Origin of the sequence: Plantactinospora sp. BB1 (genome assembly GCF_003030385.1) — a bacterium.
GTDB lineage: Bacteria > Actinomycetota > Actinomycetes > Mycobacteriales > Micromonosporaceae > Plantactinospora.
This window is the reverse complement of sequence record NZ_CP028159.1, coordinates 362891-381514: the sequence shown is the minus strand read 5'-3', so window position 1 is coordinate 381514 and position 18624 is coordinate 362891. Positions and strand designations below refer to the sequence as shown.

The window sequence follows — 18624 nt, the reverse complement described above, 5'->3', positions numbered from 1 at the left end:
CGCTGTGCGCAGGCTCGGCAACGCGCAGTCGGGGCACCCTTGTTCTCCGTGCCCCGCCTGTGCACCCAGCTCTACAGTGCGCCTGCCAGGTATCTCCGGCTCGGCCGTCGAGGGGCGGTGCCTGGTCTTCAGCTCTGGGTGGCGTCGGCGGCGGTCAGCCGGATCATGTTCCAGGAGAGCGCCGGCAGGACCACGCTGAGCCGTCCGCCCTCGACCTTGAGGTCGGCGAGCCGGCTCGGCGTCACCCGCTCGGGCGCCTCCGCGCTGTTCGTCGCCTCGGGGTCCGAGTCGGTCAGCACGACGTGCTCCCCGGCGACGAGCCCGGCGCAGGCCCGCAGGTCGACGTCGAGGGCGAGCGGTTCCCGCTGGTCCCGGTTGACCGCGAAGAGGGTGACCGCGCCGGACTCGTCGTCCCGGACGGCGGTCGCGGTGACCGTCGGCACCTCGCCGTGCCGGGCGGTGTCGTGCGACCGCCCGGTCGGCTCGACCCGCAACACAGTGCCGCGACCGTGCCGGGAGGTGAGCGCGAACGGGTGGTACGTCGGCTGCACCCAGGCCGGCCCGCCCGGTTCGCTGCGGATCGGCGCGATGACGTTGACGAGCTGCGCCAGACAAGCGATCTTGACCCGGTCGGCCTGCCGGAGCAGCGAGATCAGCAGATCGCCGACGACCACCGCGTCGACCACCGAGTAGACGTCCTCGATCAGCCGGGGCGCCTCCGCCCAGTCGAGCTTCTCCTCCCCGACGAACCGGCTCTGATACCAGACGTTCCACTCGTCGACCGAGAGGTTGATCCGCTTGCGGTGCTTGCCGACCGCCCGGACGTGGTCGCAGGTGGCCACCACCGACTCCATGAACCGGTCCAGGTCGACCGCGCTGGCCAGGAAGCTGTCCCGGTCGCCGTCGTGCTCCTGGTAGTAGCTGTGCACCGAGACGTAGTCGACCAGGTCGTAGGTCTCCTCCAGTACGGTCGCCTCCCAACTGCCGAAGGTCGGCATCCCGCTGCCGGAACTGCCGCAGGCGACGAGTTCGATCGAGGGGTCGACCCGGCGCATCGCCTGCGCGGTCTGCGCGGCCAGCCGGCCGTACTCCCGGGCCGTGGCGAACCCGGTCTGCCACGGGCCGTCCATCTCGTTGCCGAGGCACCACAGCTTGATGTCGTACGGCTCGGGGCTGCCGTGCTTGCGCCGCAGGTCGGACCAGTACGTCCCGCCCGGATGGTTGGTGTATTCCAGCAGGGTGCGGGCGGCGTCCACCCCCCGGGTGCCGAGGTTGACCGCCATCATCGGCTCACTGCCGACCCGGCGGGTCCAGCCGACGAACTCGTCGACACCGACCTCGTTGGTTTCGATGGAGCGCCAGGCCAGGTCGAGCCGGCGGGGCCGGGACTCGCGCGGGCCGATGCCGTCCTCCCAGTTGTAACCCGAGACGAAGTTGCCGCCCGGATAGCGCAGTACGGGCACGCCGAGCTGGCGGACCAGCTCCGCCACGTCCCGGCGGAACCCGTGCTCGTCGGCGGTCGGATGTCCCGGCTCGTAGATCCCGGTGTAGACGCAGCGCCCGAGGTGTTCCACGAACGAGCCGTAGATCCTCGGGTCGACCTCGGCGATCCGGAATGCGGGATCGATGGTCAACGCGGCCTGGTGCACAAAACCTCCAACGGTCGATCTTCGGTGCGGTGGGTCAGCCTTTCAGCCCGGTGCCGGCGATGCCCTCGACGATCCGCCGCTGGAAGAGCAGGAAGACCAGGACCAGCGGCAGCGCGCCGAGGACCGCCGACGCCATCGTGTCGGCGTAGCGGATGCCGTAGGTGCCCTGGATGGCGGCGAGGCCGACCGGGATGGTCATCAACTCCGGGTCGGTGACCGCGAGCAGCGGCCAGAGCAGGTTGTTCCAGCTCCAGACGAAGGTGAAGATCGTCACGGCGGAGACCGCGGGCCGGGAGAGCGGCATGACGACCCGACGGTACGTCCGGAAGAAGCCGGCGCCGTCCATCCGGGCGGCCTCGTCGAGGTCCCGGGGGATCCCGTCGAAGAACTGCTTGAAGATGAAGATCGCGATGGCGGTCGGGACCTGCGGCAGGAACACCGCCCACCAGGTGTTCAGCAGATGCACACTGCCGAGTTCCCGGAACTGCGGCACGATCAGCACCTGACTCGGGATGAGCAGGCCGCAGAGCACGAACCAGTAGACCAGCCGGCGGTACCGGAACCGCAGCCGGGACAGCGCGTACGCCGCCATGCTCGCGGTGAGGACCGTACCGGCGGCGGCCAGGGTCGAGGTGACGAAGCTGGAGAGATACCAGCTGAGCATGTCGCTCTGGGTCAGCACCGTGTGGTATGCGCCCAGCGTCGGATTCTCGATCCACCAGGTCGGGTCGGTGGTCTCCGCGTTCGGCTTCAGCGAGGTGTCCACCGCCCAGGCCAGCGGCACGAGCCAGAGCAGCGCGAACGCGACCAGGATCCCGATGCAGCAGCGGTTGAAGAGCCGGAGTCGTCGGTCGACCGAGTGTGCCAGCGCCGCGCTACCGGCCTCGGTGCGGCGGTCCCGGTCGGTGTCGCGGGTCGATTCGAGTAGTGCCATCCTCACACCCCCGATTCCTGGCGGCGGGTCATGACCAGCCAGACCGTGGAGACCGCCAGTACGAGCAGGAAGAACAGGGTGGACGCGGCGGCGGCGTAGCCGGTCCGGTAGTCGGTGAAGCCGACCTCGTAGACGTACTGGAGCGCCGAGCGGGTGCTGAAGTTCGGGCCGCCGCTGGTCATCAGGTACATCTGGTCGAAGACCTTCAGCGAGGCGATCACCTGGAGTACCACCACCAGCGTGGTGGTGCGGGCCAGCAGTGGCAGGGTGATCCGGCGGATCTGCTGCCACGGCCCGGCGCCGTCGATCGCGGACGCCTCGTAGAGGTCCCGGGGTACGTCCTGGAGGCCGGCGAGGTAGAGCACGAAGTTGAAGCCGAGCGTCCACCAGACGGTGGCGATCGCCAGCGAGACCATCGCCCAGGACGGGTCGCCGAGCCAGTTCGGCGCGGTGAGGCCGAGCGCGTCGACGGTCCGGCTGAACAGGCCGAGTTCCGGCGTGTACATCCACAGCCAGATCAACGCCACCACGGCGGAGGGCAGCACGTACGGCAGGAAGAAGGCCAGCCGGAAGAACCAGCGTCCCCGGCGGGCGCGCTCGGCCAGCAGCGCGAAGACCAGCGCCAGCAGGACCAGCGGCGGAGTGGTCAACAGGGTGAACCAGGCGGTGTGCCAGAGCGCCCACCAGAAGTCGGGACTGCCCAGCGCCTCGGCGTAGTTGTCCAGGCCGGCGAAGTCGCCGAGCCCGGGTCGGACCAGGCTGGTGTGGAAGAAGCTCATCACCAGCCCGTAGAGCGCGGGGCCGATGATGAAGAGCAGGTAGAGCGCGAGGAACGGGGCCAGGAAGAGCAGCGCCGGCCGGCCATGCCCGGGCCGCTGCTCGGCGGTCGGCGACGGCGAGCCGGATCCGGTCTCCGTCCGGTCGGGGGAGTGGGTGGTGGTGGCCACGGCATACCTCCTCGATGAGGTCAGGTCACACCGGTGACGGGGTCTGGGCGAGGACGGAGAGCTGCGTACGGATCTGCGCGATCGCGGCCTGGGGGCTGAGCTGCCCGGCCTCCACCGCGCCGACCGCCGAGCCGATCACGTTCTCGAAGTTGGAGGCGGAGCCGGAGTACCAGGCGGGCGGGTCGTAGACGGCGGTGTCCGCCGCCGCCGCGTAGCTCGACTGTGGACTGAGCCGGCGGTAGGCGTCGCTCTCGGCGAACGGCAGCCAGGTCGGGACGTGTCCGCCCTCCGCCCAGGTGAGGCTCTGGTCGAGAACGAAGCGGACGAAGTGCAGCGCCCGGTCCAGCCGGGCCCGGTCGGCGTCGGGGCGGGCCGGCAGGATGAGGGTGTGCGAGTCGGCCTGCACGGCGTGTGGTCCGCCGAAGATGTTCGGCACCAGCGTCATCCCGAACGGCATCTTGGCGGTCTGGAAGGTGCTGATCTCCCACTCGCCGTTCAGGTGGAAGCCGACCTGCCCGGTGGCGAACATCGCGATAGCGCCCGGGTAGTCGGCGCCGCCCGGGATCAGCCCCTCTTCGACGGTGAGGGCGCGCAGGTAGTCGAGCACCCGGCCCGCCTTGGCGTCGTCGAGCACCACCCGCGCGCCGTCGTCGGCCAGGATCTCGCCTTCGAGCTGGGAGTAGAGGGTCTGGAAGAACCGGAACGGCGACGCCGGGTCGGAGTTGATGCCGTGGGTGGCGGCGTACCCGCCGGTCACCTGCTTGACCCGGGCGAGCGCGTCGACGAACGCCGCCTCGCCGACGATCGGTTTGAGCTGGCCGTCGGAGTCGAGCAGTCCGGCCTGCTGGCAGATCTCGGTGTTGTAGAAGAGCACGAACGGGTGGGTGTCCAGCGGGACCGCGTACGCCCGGCCGTCGACCAGCCCGGCCTGCCAGGCCCGCTGGTTGAACTTCTCCGGCGCCATGCCGTGCCGGGCCAGGTCCTCGGGGCGCAGTTCCTGGAGCAGTCCCGCGTCGACCAGGGTCTTCATCCGGGTGAGGTGCGAGATGGCCACGTCCGGCGGCTCCTCCCCGACGGTGGCCAGGGAGAGCTTGGTGTAGTACGGGTCGCCCCAGGCCAGCGTGATGGCCTTGAGCGGGATGTCGGGGTTCGCCCGGCGGAAGGCGTCCTGGATCTGCTGCATCCGGACGCCGTCCCCGCCACCGAAGAGGTTCCAGTATTCGATGGCGCCGGGCGCCGCGTCGGTCTTGAGCAGTCCGGCGCCGACCGGGCTGGCGCAGCCGGCGAGGGTGGCGGCGCCGGCACCGGCGAGCGCGCCGAGCAGTACGCCGCGACGGCTCAGCGCCGGTCCCGGGGGTCGGGGGGCGGGTGGCGGACCGTGCATGGTTCCCCTCCTGACCGGAGTAGTCGATGAACCGTTTCAGGCACCAATCCCGGGCTCCGGTGGGTACGGCGACACGGCGCAGCACCGGTGGTCGCCTACCGGAGCGGCCGATGTTAGCGATCACACTGGTGCAGATTGTTGCCGGTCGTGTGGAGTGTCGTCAATCGTTGCTCGCCGTTTTCCTGCCCAAACCGGCGCGGTCGGTCCTCGGTGCCCAGCCGGCCGGACGGTCCCGGGCCGGGGCGGCGTGACCGGGCGAGTTCCTATCGTTTCAACCGGTACCCGGCACCGAGCCCGAAGCGGGAGCCTCAGCCCTCGGTGCTGGTCGTCGGCTCCGGCTGCCGCTGCTCCGGCAGCGGGTCCGGCCGGGGCGTCTCCCGGGTGCCGGTCCAGGCCGCCCAGAGCGCCGCGTACCGGCCGCCGGCGGCGACGAGTTCGTCGTGCGTGCCGGTCTCCGCCACCCGACCGGCGTCCAGCACGATGATCCGGTCCGCGGCGGCGGCCTGGGTCAGCCGGTGTGCCACCACCAGCCCGGTACGCCCGTCCAGCGCCCGCGCCGCCGCCGTCTCCAACTGCCGGGCCCCCGCGCTGCCGGCCTCGGCGGTCGCCTCGTCCAGGATCGCCACCGGCGGCGCGGCGAGTACCAGCCGGGCCAGGGCCAACTGCTGCGCCTGCGCCGCCGTCAACCGGTGCCCGCCGTCGCCGACCACCGTGGCCAGCCCGTCCGGCAGCGCGCGTACCCAGCCCAGCGCGCCGACCCGGTCCAGCGCGGCGAGCAACTCCTCGTCGGTGGCGTCCGGCCCGGCCAGCCGCAGGTCCTCGGCGAGCGGCCCGGCGAAGACGTGCACCTCCTGGCTGACCAGCCCCACCGTCCGCCCGGCCACGACGCCGAGATCCTCGATCGGTACCCCACCGAGCCGGATCCCGCCGCCGCTGGGCCGGTGGATCCCGGCGATCAACTTGGCCAGCGTGGTCTTGCCGGCACCGCTCGCCCCGACCAGCGCGACCCGCTCGTTCGGCGCCACGTGCAACGTCACGTCGTGCAGTACGTCGTGCCCCGGCACGTACGCGTGCCGCAACTCCTTCGTCTCCACGCCGCCGTCCACCGGCACGGGCCGGTTCTCCGGCTGCCGACGCACCGGCAACCCGGTGACACCGACCAGCCGGACCAGGCTGGCGACGGCCGACTGCGCGTCGTCGACCAGGCTCAGCGCGGCGTTGAGCGGGCCGAAGAGGTTGTGGAAGTAGAGGGCGGCGGCGGAGGCCGTACCGACCGAGACCGCGTCCGCGCGCACCAGCAGGAAGCCGGTCACCAGTACGGCGGTCAACCCGACGAACTCGGCGAGGTTGAGCCGCCCGAAGAAGCGGGTCATCAGCCGGATTCCGCGCAGCGTCAGCTCCACCGCCGCGACGGAACTGCCGGAGACCCGGTGCAGGTGCGGCTCGGTGAGCCGGAACGCGCGTACCGTCCGGGCGCCGCCGACCGTGTCGAGCAACTGCTGCTGCTGGGCGCCGTGCGCCACCCGCTGGCTGGCGTAGAGCGGCTGGGCGCGGCGGGCGTACCACCGGGCGGTGTGCAGCTGGATCGGCACCGCGAGCAGCGCGGCGAGCAGGAACCGCCAGTCGAGTACGGCGAGCCCGACCAGCGTCAGGGCGATGGTCAGGCCGGAGCGGGCGAGCTGTGGCAGTGCGGTCCGGACCGCCTCGGCGATCACGGTCACGTCCCCGGTGACCCGCGCGGTGAGGTCACCGGACCCGGCCCGCTCGACCTGCTCCAGCGGCAGGTCCAGTACCCGGTCGATGAACCGTTCCCGCAGGTCCGCGAGCATCCCCTCGCCGAGCCGGGCGACCTGGGACAGCCCCAGCGCCAGCGTGACCCCCTGGACGACCGCGACCAGCCCGAGCAGCACCGTCGGGGTGGTGATCGCGGCGGGTGGCCGTCCCTCGACGACCAGGTCCACGATGTAGCCGAGCAGCGGCGCGGTGAGCAGCCCGACCGCGGTGGAGCCGACGAGCAGGCCGAGGGCGCGGCCGGCGAGCCAGCGGCGCGGCCGCAGCAACTCGGCCAGGGTGTGTCGGACCTGCCGTCCGGTCGCGGTCGGCAGCAGCTCACGGACCGGCTGGTCGGCGCCGCCGGGCTCGCTCATCGGGAAACTCCTCGCGTCCTGGTGCCCCGGCCGCCGTCGACCTGTGGGGAAGGTTCCCGGAATCGTCGGCCGGCGTTCATCGCAGCACCGACGACCGGTAGCCGGCGTCCCGCCGGATCAGGTCGGGATGGCTCCCCTCGGCCCGCACCACGCCGCCGTCGAGCAGTACCACCCGGTCGGTGACCGCGAGCAGCGCCGGGCTGGTCGTCACCAGCAGCGTCGTCCGGCCCTGCCGGAGTTCCCGCAGGCCGGCCGCGATCCGGGCCTCGGTGGCCGCGTCGACCGCGGTGGTCGGATCGTGCAGGACCAGCACCGGCGGCTCGGCGGCGAGCGCCCGGGCCAGGGCCACCCGCTGACGCTGCCCGCCGGAGAGCGACCGTCCGCGTTCGGTGAGCAGCGTGTCGATTCCCTGCGGCAGCGTCCGGGCCACCTCCGCCACGTCGGCGGCGGCCAGCGCCCGGCGTACGTCGGTGCCGGCGCTCGCCGCCGCGTCGACGTTGTCCCGCAGGGTCCCCTCGAAGAGGTCGGCGTCGTGCGGGGCGACCAGGATCGCGGCGCGCAGCCGCTCGGGGTCCAGGGTGTGCAGGCCGACGCCGTCCAGTTCGACGCTGCCGTGCTCCGGGTCCACGTCGCGACCGAGGCAGCGCAGCAGGTCGTCGGCGATGGCCGGGTCGGTCGCCACGACGCCGACCAGTTCGCCCGCGCCGACGTGCAGGTCGACCCCGCAGAGCGTGCCGTGCCGGACGTCCCGCAGGTCGACACGACCGCGTACCGGGGTGTCGGGGGAGCCGTCTCCGGTGGGCGTCGCTGGAGGTGCGCCGAGCACCGAGGCGATCCGGTCGGCGGAGGCGCGGCCCTGGGCGAACTCGGCGTTCACCCAGCCGAAGATGGAGAGCGGTCCGAGCAGGAAGAGCGCCAGGCCGACCGCCGCGACGAGTTGCCCGACGGTCAGGTCGCCCTGCGCGGCCAGTCGGCCGCCGAGCAGGCCGACGGCGGCGACGAAGAGTCCGGTGATGATGAGCAGGGTGCCGTCGTACCAGGCCTGGGCCTGGGCCGCCCGGACCGTGGCGGCGAGCGACTCGCGGCTGGTCCGCCGGTAGCGCTGGGCGGCGGCCGGGGCCGCGCCGAGACCCTTGAGTACGCGCAGGCCGGCGACGAGGTCGGCGGCCACCCCGGAGGCGTACGCCGCCCGCTCCTGCTCGGCGTGGCTGCGCCGCTCCAGCGGGCGGCCGAGTCGATGGGCCAGCCAGAGCAGCAGCGGTGCGCCGACCAGCACCAGCAGTCCGAGCGGCACCGAGACCACCAGCAGGGCGACGCCGCCGACGAGCAGGCCGGTGGAGGCTCCGATCGCGGTGGCGAGGGCCCGGTTCACCGAACCGACCCGGTCGGCGTCACCGGTGGCGGTGGCGACCAGGGCACCCGGCAGCCGACCCGTCTCCGCCCCGCCCCGGTGGTCCAGGATCCGCCGGGTGAGCGAGAGCCGGAGCTGGTGCGCGGCCTGCTCGACGGCGCGTTCACCGGTACGGGCGCTGAGTCGGAAGCTCGTCGACAGCACCGCGAACACCACGGCCAGTACGCCGATCCAGCCGATCAGGTCGACCACCCCGCCCCGGCCGACGGCCCGGTCGATGACGACACCGATCAGCACCGGTACGAGTGCCTCGCCGGCCTGGTGACTGGCGCTGAGCCCGGCGCTGGCGAGTACGTGCCGGAGCTGTCCGGTGATGGCGCCGGTCAGCACGGTACGTGCCGTGGGACTGCCGGTCGGCACGCTCGGGCTCCCTCGCTTGTCGAACTGAAGGTTAGGCTAACCTACCATCGCGGCGGGCCGGTCCCAGCGCCCTGCCGGACCGACCCGCCGCCACCTCCGCCCGGCAGCCCCCGTCACGCCGTCGACGGCCGGGCACCCCCGTTACGCCGTCGACGGCCGGGCACCCCCGTGACGCCGTCGACAGCCGGACCGTTCCGCTATGCCAGGAAGATGATCGTGATCCCGACGACCACGTCGACGACCCCGCACCACTCGGAGAAGCCGCGCGGAACCACCCGGTTGGCCCGGTGGTGGGCGTAGTCCCAGACCCCGTGGGCGAGCCAGCCGAAGCCGACCAGATAGCGGCCCAGATCGTCCGGCACCATCAGGGCAGCACCGATCAGCAGCAGGTAGCCGGCCAGCCCGGCGAGTTGCACCGCGAGGATGCGCCGGTCGCCGAACTCCCGGCGTACCGCGCCGATTCCCAGGTAGGCGAGGGGGAGGATCAGCATCACCCAGGCGTCGAGGACCAGCGGGTTCGTCCAGTTGTCGATGGTCACCACCAGGGCCAGCCAGGTCGGCCAGCGCCGTTTCAACAACCCGACCACGCGGCCGGCTCCGCTGTCCGAGGCGATGACGGCCGGGGCCGGGTGACCGCCGGCCGGATGCGCAGCGCTGTACTCGTCCACCCGGCGGAGCATCACGAGCAGCATCGCCGGCAGCATCAGTACGTGACCGGCCGCCATCAGGAACTCCCCGCTCACCGCCCCGAGCCAGTACGGCGGAAGGAAGAGCAGGAACGGCAGGTACATCGCGGCGCCCATCTCGGCGACCGGAGCCCAGCCGTGGCCGCGGTGACGCATCCAGATGGTCATCGCCAGCGTCATGTTGGTGGCCATCACCAGTGCGCCGAGGTCGGGACGGCCGAGTACCCGGGTCAGGTCGAGCCCGGTGGCGGCGTCGACGGCGGTGGCCAGCACCTCCCACACCGGGCCGAAGAGCAGCATCCCGACGACCATCGCGATGACCATCTCGGCGAAGTGCCGCAGGAAGTGCCGTACGGGGCGGTGTCGGGGCGTACCGGAGTGCCGGGAGTGGCTCTCCGGGATGCCGGCGGATTCCGTGTTCCGGACCGTGGTGTCCGGCGTGGTGGCTGTCATGGCTCAAGGCTGTCGGTGCCGCCGCTTAACCGGCAGCCGCGCGCCGCACGGTTCGACCATGCGGATCGCATGGTTTGACCGTGCGGCGCGGCCGACAGCCGGCCGCCGGCCCGGGCCTCGACCCGGGCCGGCGGCTCGGTCAGGGGCGCCGGGCGGTGGCGTACGCAGCGGTGCCGATCAGCTCCAGCGACACCTGGAGCCGGGAGAGGCTGATGTTCTTCTCGATGGTGTCCTCGGGGCTGTGGTACGGCGGCTCCAGCAGCGCCGGAGACTCCTCACCCCGCCAGGAGAAGTTGGCACTGGCGATGCCGACCTCCTGGAACGACTGGTGGTCGCTGGAACCGCGCTGGGTAACCGGGGAGATCCGGGGCTGGTAGCCGAGCCGGGTCGCGGCGGCGGCGACCTCGTCGGTGGCCCGGTTCGCCAGACCGTCGAAGGAGAGCAGCCAGTACCGGGTCGCCGGATCCCAGCTCGTCGCCACCATGTCGTTCTGGTAGACGGCGACGATCCGGTCCCGCTCGGCCTGCGGCAGTTGGGCGACGTAGTAGCGGGAGCCGAGCAGCCCCTGCTCCTCCGAGCCCCAGAGCCCGAACCGGATGGTCGCGTCGACGGGCAGGCTGCGCAATACCCGGGCCAGTTCGAGGCAGAGCACCGTACCCGAGCCGTCGTCGTTGGCGCCCGGGGCGCCGATCACCGTGTCGTAGTGCGCGGTCACCATGACCACCGGGCTGTGCTGGCCACCCCACCGGGGCGCCCGCTCGGCGAGCACGTTGTGCGAGGTGAGGCCCCGGTGCGCCGAGGTGGCGACGGTCAGGGTCAGCGGGCGGGCGGCGAGCCGCTCCCGCAGCCGGTGCTTCTGCGCCTGGGCGACGCCGACCACCGGGATCGGCACCGGCGAGGTGGCCGAGCCGGGCAGGGTGGGCGAGAACGCCTGCGCCCGGCGCGGCTCCGCGAGGTCGGCCGGCAGGAAGACCACCGCCGCCACCCGCTTGGCCACGGCGGTGGCGACCAGGGTCTCGCGCTGCGCCGCGACGTAGTCTACGAGTACGACCTTGCCGGCGACGTCCGCCGGGTAGTTTTCCGGTGCCCCGGCGCCGACGTCCACCACCCGGCCGGTGACCCGGGTGTCGAGGGCGGCGTGTGGCGACGCCCCGACCTGCCAGTTCAGGTCGTCGGGCAGGCCGGGACGGGAGCTGAGCTGGCCGAGGAACTTGTCGGCGACGGTGAACGGCTGGAGCGTCGTCCGGTAGCCGAGGTCGTCGAGTTCGTCGGCGAGGTATTTCGCGGCGGTCCGCTCGGAGGAGGTGCCGCCGATGCGCGGGCCGATCCGCTCGGAGAGATGCCGCAGGTGGTGCAGCGCCCGCCTGGCCGAGACACGGCCGGCGACCAGCCGGTCGTGCACGCCCAGGCTCGGTGGACGGACCGCACCCGGGCGCTGGTCGGTCACCGCCCAGGCCGGGCCGGCGGTGGCGAGGGCGGCCGCACCGCCCAGGCCGAGCGCGAGCGCCCGGCGTCGGTTGACCGCGAACTTCTCCGGAGCCTCGGCGTCGGCGGCGGGGGAATCGGGGCGGCTCTCCAATGTGGTCCTCCTGGTTGCGCCGGTCCGGGCCGACATCACCGGCGTGCGGACCGCGGGGATGGTCACCGTCGAAAGAACGTGGTCGCGGTGGGGGAACTCGGGGTTACGGTGCAGTGAATGTAGCCCTGCCCGACGACCGAATTCAAGATCGAATTACCGGGCCGCCGCTCTCCGGGTCGACCGGCGCCGGCTCGTCGGGGCAGCCGGGCGCGTCCAGGTAGGAGTGCAGGAGTTCCGGCGGGGCGCCGGCTTCGAGCAGCAGGTCGACGGCGTTGATCGCATACCAGTTGTCGGCGACGGCGTGCATGGCGGCGGCCTGGGCGAGCAGGTCGGGGTCGGCGGCGAGATCGGCGAGCTCGGCAAGGGCGGTGGCCCGGACCAACCCCTCGCGATAGCCACCGGCGTAGTCCGTGGCGATCCGGTGCACCCGGGTGAGGACGAGTCGGCGGTCGGTGGGCTGCTGGGCGGCGAGGCGGGCGGGGCCGCCGGCCTGGTCTCGGCTGTCGTACACCTCGATATTCTATCGTACATGTGTTCTAATCGTGCACCCGGGAGGGTGCTGGCGGCAGCCGTCCACAGTGGTCGAGCGTGGAGCGGAGTCGCAGCTCAGCCGCGTTGACGCAGCCGCTCGACGAGTTCGGCGAAGCGTTCGACTGCGGCGGTGCCGTCGGTCGCGGCCACCTGGAGGGCCAGCACGTCCGGGCGGAGCCGGTCGAGCAGCAACTGACAGAAGTCGAGGAGTTGCCGGGGCTCGCCGACCCGCCGATACCGGGCGAGGATCGCCGCCGGGCCGAGCCGGTCGGCCCGCTGGCGCAGCCGGCCCGGGCTCGACGCCACCAGCCGACCGGGGGTACGCAGCCCGCGCCAGGGCCGCAGCGCCCGCAACGCCTCGTCGTCGCTGTCGGCGAGTACGACGAAGCTGCTCAGCACCACCCTCGGTGGCGTACGCCCGACGGCCGAGGCCGCCGCCCGAGCCACGTCCACCACCTCCCGGCCGGTCCGTTCGGGGTCCTTGACCGAGCTGACCACCCCGTCGGCGAGCCGACCGGCGGTGGCCGCCGAGCGGGGACCGGCCGCCGCCAGGTGCACCGGTACGCCGCTCGACGGTGGACTGTGCAGCCGGATCGAGGAGACCGGATAGTACGCCGCATCCGGCTGTTCGACGGTCTCGCCGGCCAGCAGCGGCCGGATCAGTCCGAGCGCCTCGGTCATCCGGGCCAGCCGCTCCGGGTACGGCGGAAACCGGCCCAGCGGTGCCTCGTTGATGCCCTCCCCGGTGCCGACCCCGAGTTCGAACCGGCCGCCGGAGAGCCGGTCGAGGGTGGCGGCGGCCTGCGCCACCAGTACCGGATGCTGGCGGAACAGCGGGCAGGCCACCGCCGAGACCAGCGTGGCGCTCCGGGTCGCCGCGGCGACGGCGCCCAGCGTGGCCCAGCCGTGCCCGGCCGCACCGGCGTCGTCCACCCAGGGCTGGAGGTGGTCGGAGACGAGGATCGCGTCGAAGCCGGCCTGCTCGGCCCGGTGGGCCTGGGCGACCAGCAGCTCGGGCTGCCACTCCTCGTGACCGAGGAACCAACCGAACCGGGTCACCGGACCCCCTCCGCTATCGCTGGTGCCGTCCCGGGCTCCGGCGGCACCGCGTCCGCTGCAATGCTGCGGACCGGTGGCGCCGGGTTCGTTGCCATGCTGCGGACCGGTTGCGCGGCGTCCGTTGCCGTGCGACGGACCGGTGGCGCCGGGTTCGTTGCCATGCTGCGGGCCGGTTGCGCGGCATCCGTTGCCGTGCGACGGCCGGTGGCGCCGGGTTCGCTGCCGTGCCGTGTGCGCCGGATGCGCCGGGGGGTGGTGCTGCCGCGTCCACGGTCGAACCGGTGGCGGGATGGACCGGACGGCCGGGGTCGAAAGCCGGCCAGAAACCATATCATCATCGATGTAACAACCCCGTCGAGTGGCGCCTCGGCGTGGCGCACCGACCAGGCCGGGGTCTGCTCGGCAGCCGCCTAGCCTGGACCCACCGTCGATCAACGCACGTCCCGGGAGCAGATCATGAGATCTCAGCGCCGCGACCTCGGCAGGCCCACGTTGAGCGAGGTCGCGGCCCGCGCGGGCGTCGGGCGCGGCACCGCGTCGCGGGTGGTGAACAACTCCTCCCAGGTCAGCCCGACGGTCCGGGCCGCGGTGTGGGCGGCGGTCCGGGAGCTGGGGTACGTGCCGAACCGTGCCGCCCGGGCACTGGTCACCCAGCGGACCGACTCGGTCGCGCTGGTCATCTCCGAGTCCGGGGAGCGGGCGTTCGGTGAGCCGTTCTTCGCCGGCATCGCCCGGGGGGTCAGCGCCGGACTCGCCGACACTCCGCTGCAACTGTGGCTCTCCTGGATCCAGTCGCCCGGCGGCCGGGAGAAGATGGAGCACCAGCTCACCGACCAGCACGTCGACGGGGTGATGCTGATCTCGCTGCACGACGCGGATCCGCTGCCGGGCCTGCTGATGGAGCGGGGACTGCCGACCGTCCTGGGTGGACGGCCGGCCCGGATGCTCGGCCTGGGCGCGCAGCCGGCGTACTTCGTCGACGTGGACAACGCGGGCGGCGCCCGGCAGGCGGTCGAGTACCTGATCGGGATCGGCCGGCGGACGGTCGCCACGGTCGCCGGGCCGCAGGACATGGGTGCCGGGGTGACCCGGCTGGTCGGCTACCGCGAGGCGCTCGTCGCGCACGGCCGGCCGGTCTCCGAGGACCTGATCGACTACGGCGACTTCAGCGCGAACAGCGGCATCGAGGCGATGCGCCGGCTGCTGCACCGGCGAGGCGACATCGACGCGGTCTTCGCCGCCTCCGACCTGATGGCGTTGGGAGCCATGCAGGCGCTGCACGAGGCCGGCCGGCGCATCCCGGCGGACGTGGCGGTGGTCGGCTACGAGGACTCGTCGCTGGCGCTGCACGCCAATCCGCCGCTGACCTCGGTGCACCAGCCGGTGATCACGATGGGGACGGAGATGGCCAGGCTGCTGGTCGCGCAGATCCGGGGCGACGACATCCCCTCGCCGGCCGTCTTCCTGGACACCCACCTGGTCCGCCGGCAGTCGGCCTGAGCTTCGGCGCCGACGGTCCGGGCCGGTCGTCGGGGCCGGATCCGCCGGTTCCGGCCGGCGTGCCGGGTCGGCTACCGTCGGCCGGTGACACCGGACCTCGACGCCTGGGACCCGTGGCCGCCGTCGGTGGTCGCCGAACGGCTGGCCGGGCTCGACCTGCCCTGGTGCGTGGTGGCCGGCTGGGCCGTCGACCTCTGTCGGGGCGGACCCTCCCGGCAGCACGACGACCTGGAGATCGCCGTCCCGGCCGAGCGGTTCGACGAGGTACGGGAGCGTCTCGGCGACTGTGACTTCGCCGTACCGCACGACGGCCGGCTCCTGCCGCCGACTCCGGAGTCGATGCGGACCAGCCATCAGACCTGGGCGTACGAGCGGGCCGTCGGACGCTGGCGGCTGGATGTCTTCCGGGAGCCGCACGACGGGAACCTCTGGATCTGCCGGCGCGACCCGCGGATCCGCCGCCCGTACGCCGAGATCATCCGGCACGATCCGGACGGCGTTCCGTACCTGCTGCCGGAGGTGGTACTGCTGTTCAAGGCGAAGGCCACCCGGGCGAAGGACGAGGCGGACTTCGGCACCGCACTGCCGCTGCTCGACGACGACGCGCGACGCTGGCTCGACGACGCACTGGCGCTGGTGCACCCGACACACCCGTGGCGAGCCCGACTGACCACCGGCTGACCTGACCACCGGTTGACCTGACTCCCGGTTGACCTGACCACCGGCTGACCTGGCCAGCGGCTGACCGGCCGCCACCGGCCAGATGGACGGTCGCGGCCGGGTCGAGGCCGCCGGCCGGGCGGTGCGGACACCGCGCGGCCGGCGGGGGAGCGGGGTTGCCGGGTCAGCCGGCGGTGCAGGACCTGACCTGTGGTCGGGCGCTGGAGTTGCCGTTCATCATGGTGGTGAAGCCGAAGCTGTTGCCGCTGCCGTTGGAGCGCATCGTCAACACGGTGTTGTTGCTGCTCAGGCTGGCGCTGCCGCTCCAGGTGGTGCTGATCGACTGTGGTGAGGTGACGGCGACGACGACGGTCCAGTTGCTGGCGCCGCTGACGGTGACCGTGGTGTTGTACCGGTCGCCCCAGACCGTACCGGCGGTGGTCGAGGCGGTGCAGCCGCCGCCGCCCGGGGGCGGGGTGGTGGGGTTGCCGCCGGGCGGCGGGGTGGTCGGGTTGCCGCCGGGGTTGCCGTTGTTCAGCGCGGTGAGTACGGCGTCGTACGCCGGCTTCTTCTGACCACTCCCGTTGAAGAGCAGCGGGCTCTCGCCGGACCGCCACGAGTCCGAGTCGCGGATGCCCCAGACCGTGATGCCCTTGCAGCGGGCCACCGCGAGACAGTCGTTGGTCACGTTGCGGTACGCGTCGGCGGGCGCGTTCCGGATGTCCAGCTCGGTGATGTGCACGTCGACGCCGAGGGCGGCGAAGCTGGAGAGTGTGGTGCGGTAGTTGCTCGGGTAGTTCGAGCCGCCGGTGAAGTGCGACTGGAGGCCGACGCAGTCGATCGGTACGCCCCGGGACTTGAAGTCCTGGACCATCCGGTAGACGGCCTGGGTCTTGGCGTCGTTCCAGTTGTCGATGTTGTAGTCGTTGTAGCAGAGCTGCGCGTTCGGGTCGGCGGCGTCGGCGGCCCGGAAGGCGGCCTCGATCCAGTCGTTGCCGGTGCGCTGGAGGTTGGAGTCGCGGCGGGCTCCGCTGCTGCCGTCGGCGAACGCCTCATTCACCACGTCCCACCAGGCGATCTGGCCCCGGAAGTGGGTGGCGACCTGGGTGACGTGGTTGAGCATGGCCTGCCGCAGGGCACTGCCGGACATGTTCTGCATCCAGCCGGGCTGCTGCGAGTGCCAGGCCAGGGTGTGGCCGCGTACCTGCATGCCCCGGCTGCGGGCGTGCTGCACGATCCGGTCCGCGTTGCCGTACGAGAACTGGCCCTGTTGCGGCTCGGTCGCGTCGATCTTCATTTCGTTCTCGGGCGTGACCTGGTTGAACTCGCGGTTCAGGATGGTCGTGTACGCGCTGTCACCCAGCCTGCTCGCCGCCACGGCGGTACCGAAGTAGCGGCCGCCCCGCTCGGCGGCGGAGGCACCCAGGGTGCTCGCCGCGCTGGCGGTGTTGGGCAGCGCGACGGCACCGGCGGTGGCGAGCATGCCCACGGCGCCGAGCACTAGCGCGAGTCGGGACCGGTAGCGCGGCTTCGGACCCCTGGCGCCGTCGGTGGAACTCCTGATCATCTCTGCCCCTTCTGGCGGGTGGCCGGACGGGCGCATGGTGGTGGTCCGTCCGGGCGTCACGGTGCGGGAACGGTCGAGGTCGCCCTGATCCGCCACCGTCGATCGCGGACGGGCGGTGTGGATTCAATCGACTCTAATGGATGGAAGTGTTGCATCGCCGCTCCCGGGGGTCAACGTTTCCGCAACACTTTCGATGCGCGTCGTCAGCTCTGCTGTCTTGGAACCTCCGTCGCTGACCAGGTGCGTCGGCGCCCTCGGCCGGGTTGCGCGACGGTGGGTCCGGACGACCGTGGATCACTGCGAGCTGCGCTGTTCCGGAACTTTCACCGCATCGGTTCCTCGGCCGGCGGAGCCGGCGGGACGCGTCCGCGCCGGCTCACCAGCAGCATGCTGCGGACCGCCGCGGTCGCCACCACCCCGGTCGAGAGGGCGGAGAGCGCCAGCGGGCTGAGCACCAACCCGAGCGGGCCGAGCGCGACGAGCACGACGACGGCGCCGAGATGGGTCCGGGAGCGTACGCCGAGGATCGCGTTCTTGAACAGCAGGAACCCGGTCAGGAAGAGCGCCGGGCCACCGAGTACGGCGCCGATCACCGCCGGCCTTGCCGCGCCGTTCGGCTGGTGCAGCACGAGGTCGTCCCCGACCGCGGTGACGATGACGCCGGCCACCATCGGGATGTGCAGATAGGTGTACGCCGACCGGCCGAGCCGGCCCGGCTCCTCGGCCTCGACGATCACCTGGCGGGCCGCCTCGGCGCTGCGGTCGAAGTAGATCCACCACAGCGCCACGCTGCCCAGGAAGGCGCTGCCCAGCGCGGCGAGGGTCGGCCAGCCGTGCCCCAGGGCGCCGAAGACGGTGCCGGTGACCAGGATGGACTCGCCGAGCGCGATGATCACGAAGAGTCGGGCCCGCTCGGCCAGGTGGGCCCCGTTGATCGCCCACTCGGTCGGATTCGACCGGCCCCATCCGGGCACGTAGAAGCCGCAGGCGGCCGCGGAGCTGTCCAGGGTCACCGCCGCCACCCACAGGCCGAGCCGGAGCGGGCCGGAGGCGAACCCGCCGGCCAGCCAGAGCGGTGCGGAGGCGGCCCGCCAGACGGCCAGGCGCTGGAAGTTGCGGTGCAGGTCGGAGCGGGCGGCCAGGGCGGTGGCGACGAAGAGCGAACGCCCCACCGAGAGCGCCACGTACGCCACGGCGAACCAGAGCCCACGGTCCCCGTACGCCTCGGGCAGCGCGGAGGACGCCACCAGGCTGATCCCCATCAGCGCGATCAGCAGCACCCGTACCCGGGGCTGGTCCGGGTCGAACCAGTTGGTGATCCAGGCGGTGTCCACCCAGGCCCACCAGACGGCGAGCAGCAGTACGGCGGCCCCGGCCGCGCCGGTCGGGTGCAACCGGTGCAGCAGCAGCTCGGTCAACTGGGTCACGGCCAGCACGTAGACCACGTCGAAGAAGAGTTCGATGGTGGTGACCCGGGAGTTCTCCGGCCCGCGCAGCACGTCCGGTCGCCCGCCAGGGCTGGTCAACCTGCCTCCACCCGGGGTCGGCCCGCCCACCGTGGCGGGCAGCAAGCGGATGATGAGGGATAATCACCAGATTATGCCGTTTGATGCTGTAATACTGCTGTATCCGGCTGGCGGCGTGATCCGGATGGGTGGCGCGTGGTCGCTCGACCCGGCCGGCGGCGCCGGGTCGGCCCGGCGGGGTCGTTTGCGGGCCGGTCCGGACGGGGATGCGAAGCACTCGATCGCCGGAGT

Annotated in this window: 14 protein-coding genes; 2 read left to right on the top strand and 12 right to left on the bottom strand. The window is 72.4% G+C overall.

Annotation, left to right across the window (positions count from 1 at the left end; translation table 11 throughout):
- Positions 1-128 precede the first annotated feature (128 nt).
- The 10 genes from C6W10_RS01575 to C6W10_RS01530 form a co-directional block, all read right to left on the bottom strand.
- Entirely contained in the window at positions 129-1649 is a 1521-nt protein-coding gene (locus tag C6W10_RS01575) for an alpha-N-arabinofuranosidase (protein ID WP_107256013.1), read from the bottom strand.
- A gap of 34 nt (positions 1650-1683) precedes the next feature.
- Complete coding sequence (locus C6W10_RS01570) at positions 1684-2583, bottom strand: carbohydrate ABC transporter permease (protein ID WP_107256012.1); 900 nt, start codon at positions 2581-2583, stop codon at positions 1684-1686.
- 2 nt (positions 2584-2585) lie between these two features.
- A complete protein-coding gene (locus tag C6W10_RS01565) occupies positions 2586-3530 on the bottom strand; it encodes a carbohydrate ABC transporter permease (RefSeq protein WP_234361565.1) in 945 nt (314 codons plus the stop codon).
- 25 nt (positions 3531-3555) lie between these two features.
- Positions 3556-4914 carry an extracellular solute-binding protein gene (locus C6W10_RS01560; RefSeq protein ID WP_107256011.1) on the bottom strand — a complete coding sequence of 453 codons (1359 nt, stop codon included), beginning with the start codon at positions 4912-4914 and terminating at the stop codon, positions 3556-3558.
- A 308-nt stretch (positions 4915-5222) separates the two neighbouring features.
- The gene (locus C6W10_RS01555; RefSeq protein WP_107256010.1) at positions 5223-7061 is read right to left on the bottom strand and encodes an ABC transporter ATP-binding protein; all 1839 of its coding nucleotides are present in this window, start codon (positions 7059-7061) and stop codon (positions 5223-5225) included.
- Between the two features lie 76 nt (positions 7062-7137).
- Positions 7138-8832, bottom strand: coding sequence for an ABC transporter ATP-binding protein (locus C6W10_RS01550; RefSeq protein WP_107256009.1), 1695 nt, complete (start codon positions 8830-8832; stop codon positions 7138-7140).
- Positions 8833-9029: 197 nt separating this feature from the next.
- Entirely contained in the window at positions 9030-9971 is a 942-nt protein-coding gene (locus C6W10_RS01545) for a hypothetical protein (RefSeq protein ID WP_234361564.1), read from the bottom strand.
- A gap of 139 nt (positions 9972-10110) precedes the next feature.
- The gene (locus tag C6W10_RS01540; RefSeq protein ID WP_234361563.1) at positions 10111-11550 is read right to left on the bottom strand and encodes a M28 family peptidase; all 1440 of its coding nucleotides are present in this window, start codon (positions 11548-11550) and stop codon (positions 10111-10113) included.
- 142 nt (positions 11551-11692) lie between these two features.
- On the bottom strand, positions 11693-12061 hold the full coding sequence (locus tag C6W10_RS01535; RefSeq protein WP_107256008.1) for a hypothetical protein: 369 nt from the start codon (positions 12059-12061) through the stop codon (positions 11693-11695).
- Between the two features lie 95 nt (positions 12062-12156).
- Positions 12157-13140 carry an LLM class flavin-dependent oxidoreductase gene (locus C6W10_RS01530; RefSeq protein ID WP_159104414.1) on the bottom strand — a complete coding sequence of 328 codons (984 nt, stop codon included), beginning with the start codon at positions 13138-13140 and terminating at the stop codon, positions 12157-12159.
- Between the two features lie 456 nt (positions 13141-13596).
- Between C6W10_RS01530 and C6W10_RS01525 the strand changes: the two genes are divergently transcribed.
- Both C6W10_RS01525 and C6W10_RS01520 read left to right on the top strand, forming a co-directional pair.
- Positions 13597-14640: a LacI family DNA-binding transcriptional regulator gene (locus tag C6W10_RS01525; protein WP_107256006.1), complete on the top strand. Its 1044-nt coding sequence runs from the start codon at positions 13597-13599 to the stop codon at positions 14638-14640.
- An 84-nt stretch (positions 14641-14724) separates the two neighbouring features.
- Positions 14725-15321: a hypothetical protein gene (locus C6W10_RS01520; RefSeq protein WP_107256005.1), complete on the top strand. Its 597-nt coding sequence runs from the start codon at positions 14725-14727 to the stop codon at positions 15319-15321.
- A gap of 163 nt (positions 15322-15484) precedes the next feature.
- On the opposite strand, the gene C6W10_RS01515 is transcribed toward C6W10_RS01520, so the two are convergent.
- On the bottom strand, positions 15485-16867 hold the full coding sequence (locus C6W10_RS01515; protein ID WP_107256004.1) for an endo-1,4-beta-xylanase: 1383 nt from the start codon (positions 16865-16867) through the stop codon (positions 15485-15487).
- A 323-nt stretch (positions 16868-17190) separates the two neighbouring features.
- Positions 17191-18393, bottom strand: coding sequence for a low temperature requirement protein A (locus C6W10_RS01510; RefSeq protein WP_159104413.1), 1203 nt, complete (start codon positions 18391-18393; stop codon positions 17191-17193).
- Positions 18394-18624: the final 231 nt, after the last annotated feature.

Bases quoted from the DNA above. Each gene is read 5' to 3' on its own strand.
- C6W10_RS01570 (WP_107256012.1), bottom strand. From the start codon at position 2,583: ATGGCACTACTCGAATCGACCCGCGACACCGACCGGGACCGCCGCACC.
- C6W10_RS01560 (WP_107256011.1), bottom strand. From the start codon at position 4,914: ATGCACGGTCCGCCACCCGCCCCCCGACCCCCGGGACCGGCGCTGAGC.
- C6W10_RS01555 (WP_107256010.1), bottom strand. From the start codon at position 7,061: ATGAGCGAGCCCGGCGGCGCCGACCAGCCGGTCCGTGAGCTGCTGCCG.
- C6W10_RS01545 (WP_234361564.1), bottom strand. From the start codon at position 9,971: ATGACAGCCACCACGCCGGACACCACGGTCCGGAACACGGAATCCGCC.
- C6W10_RS01525 (WP_107256006.1), top strand. From the start codon at position 13,597: ATGAGATCTCAGCGCCGCGACCTCGGCAGGCCCACGTTGAGCGAGGTC.
- C6W10_RS01515 (WP_107256004.1), bottom strand. From the start codon at position 16,867: ATGATCAGGAGTTCCACCGACGGCGCCAGGGGTCCGAAGCCGCGCTAC.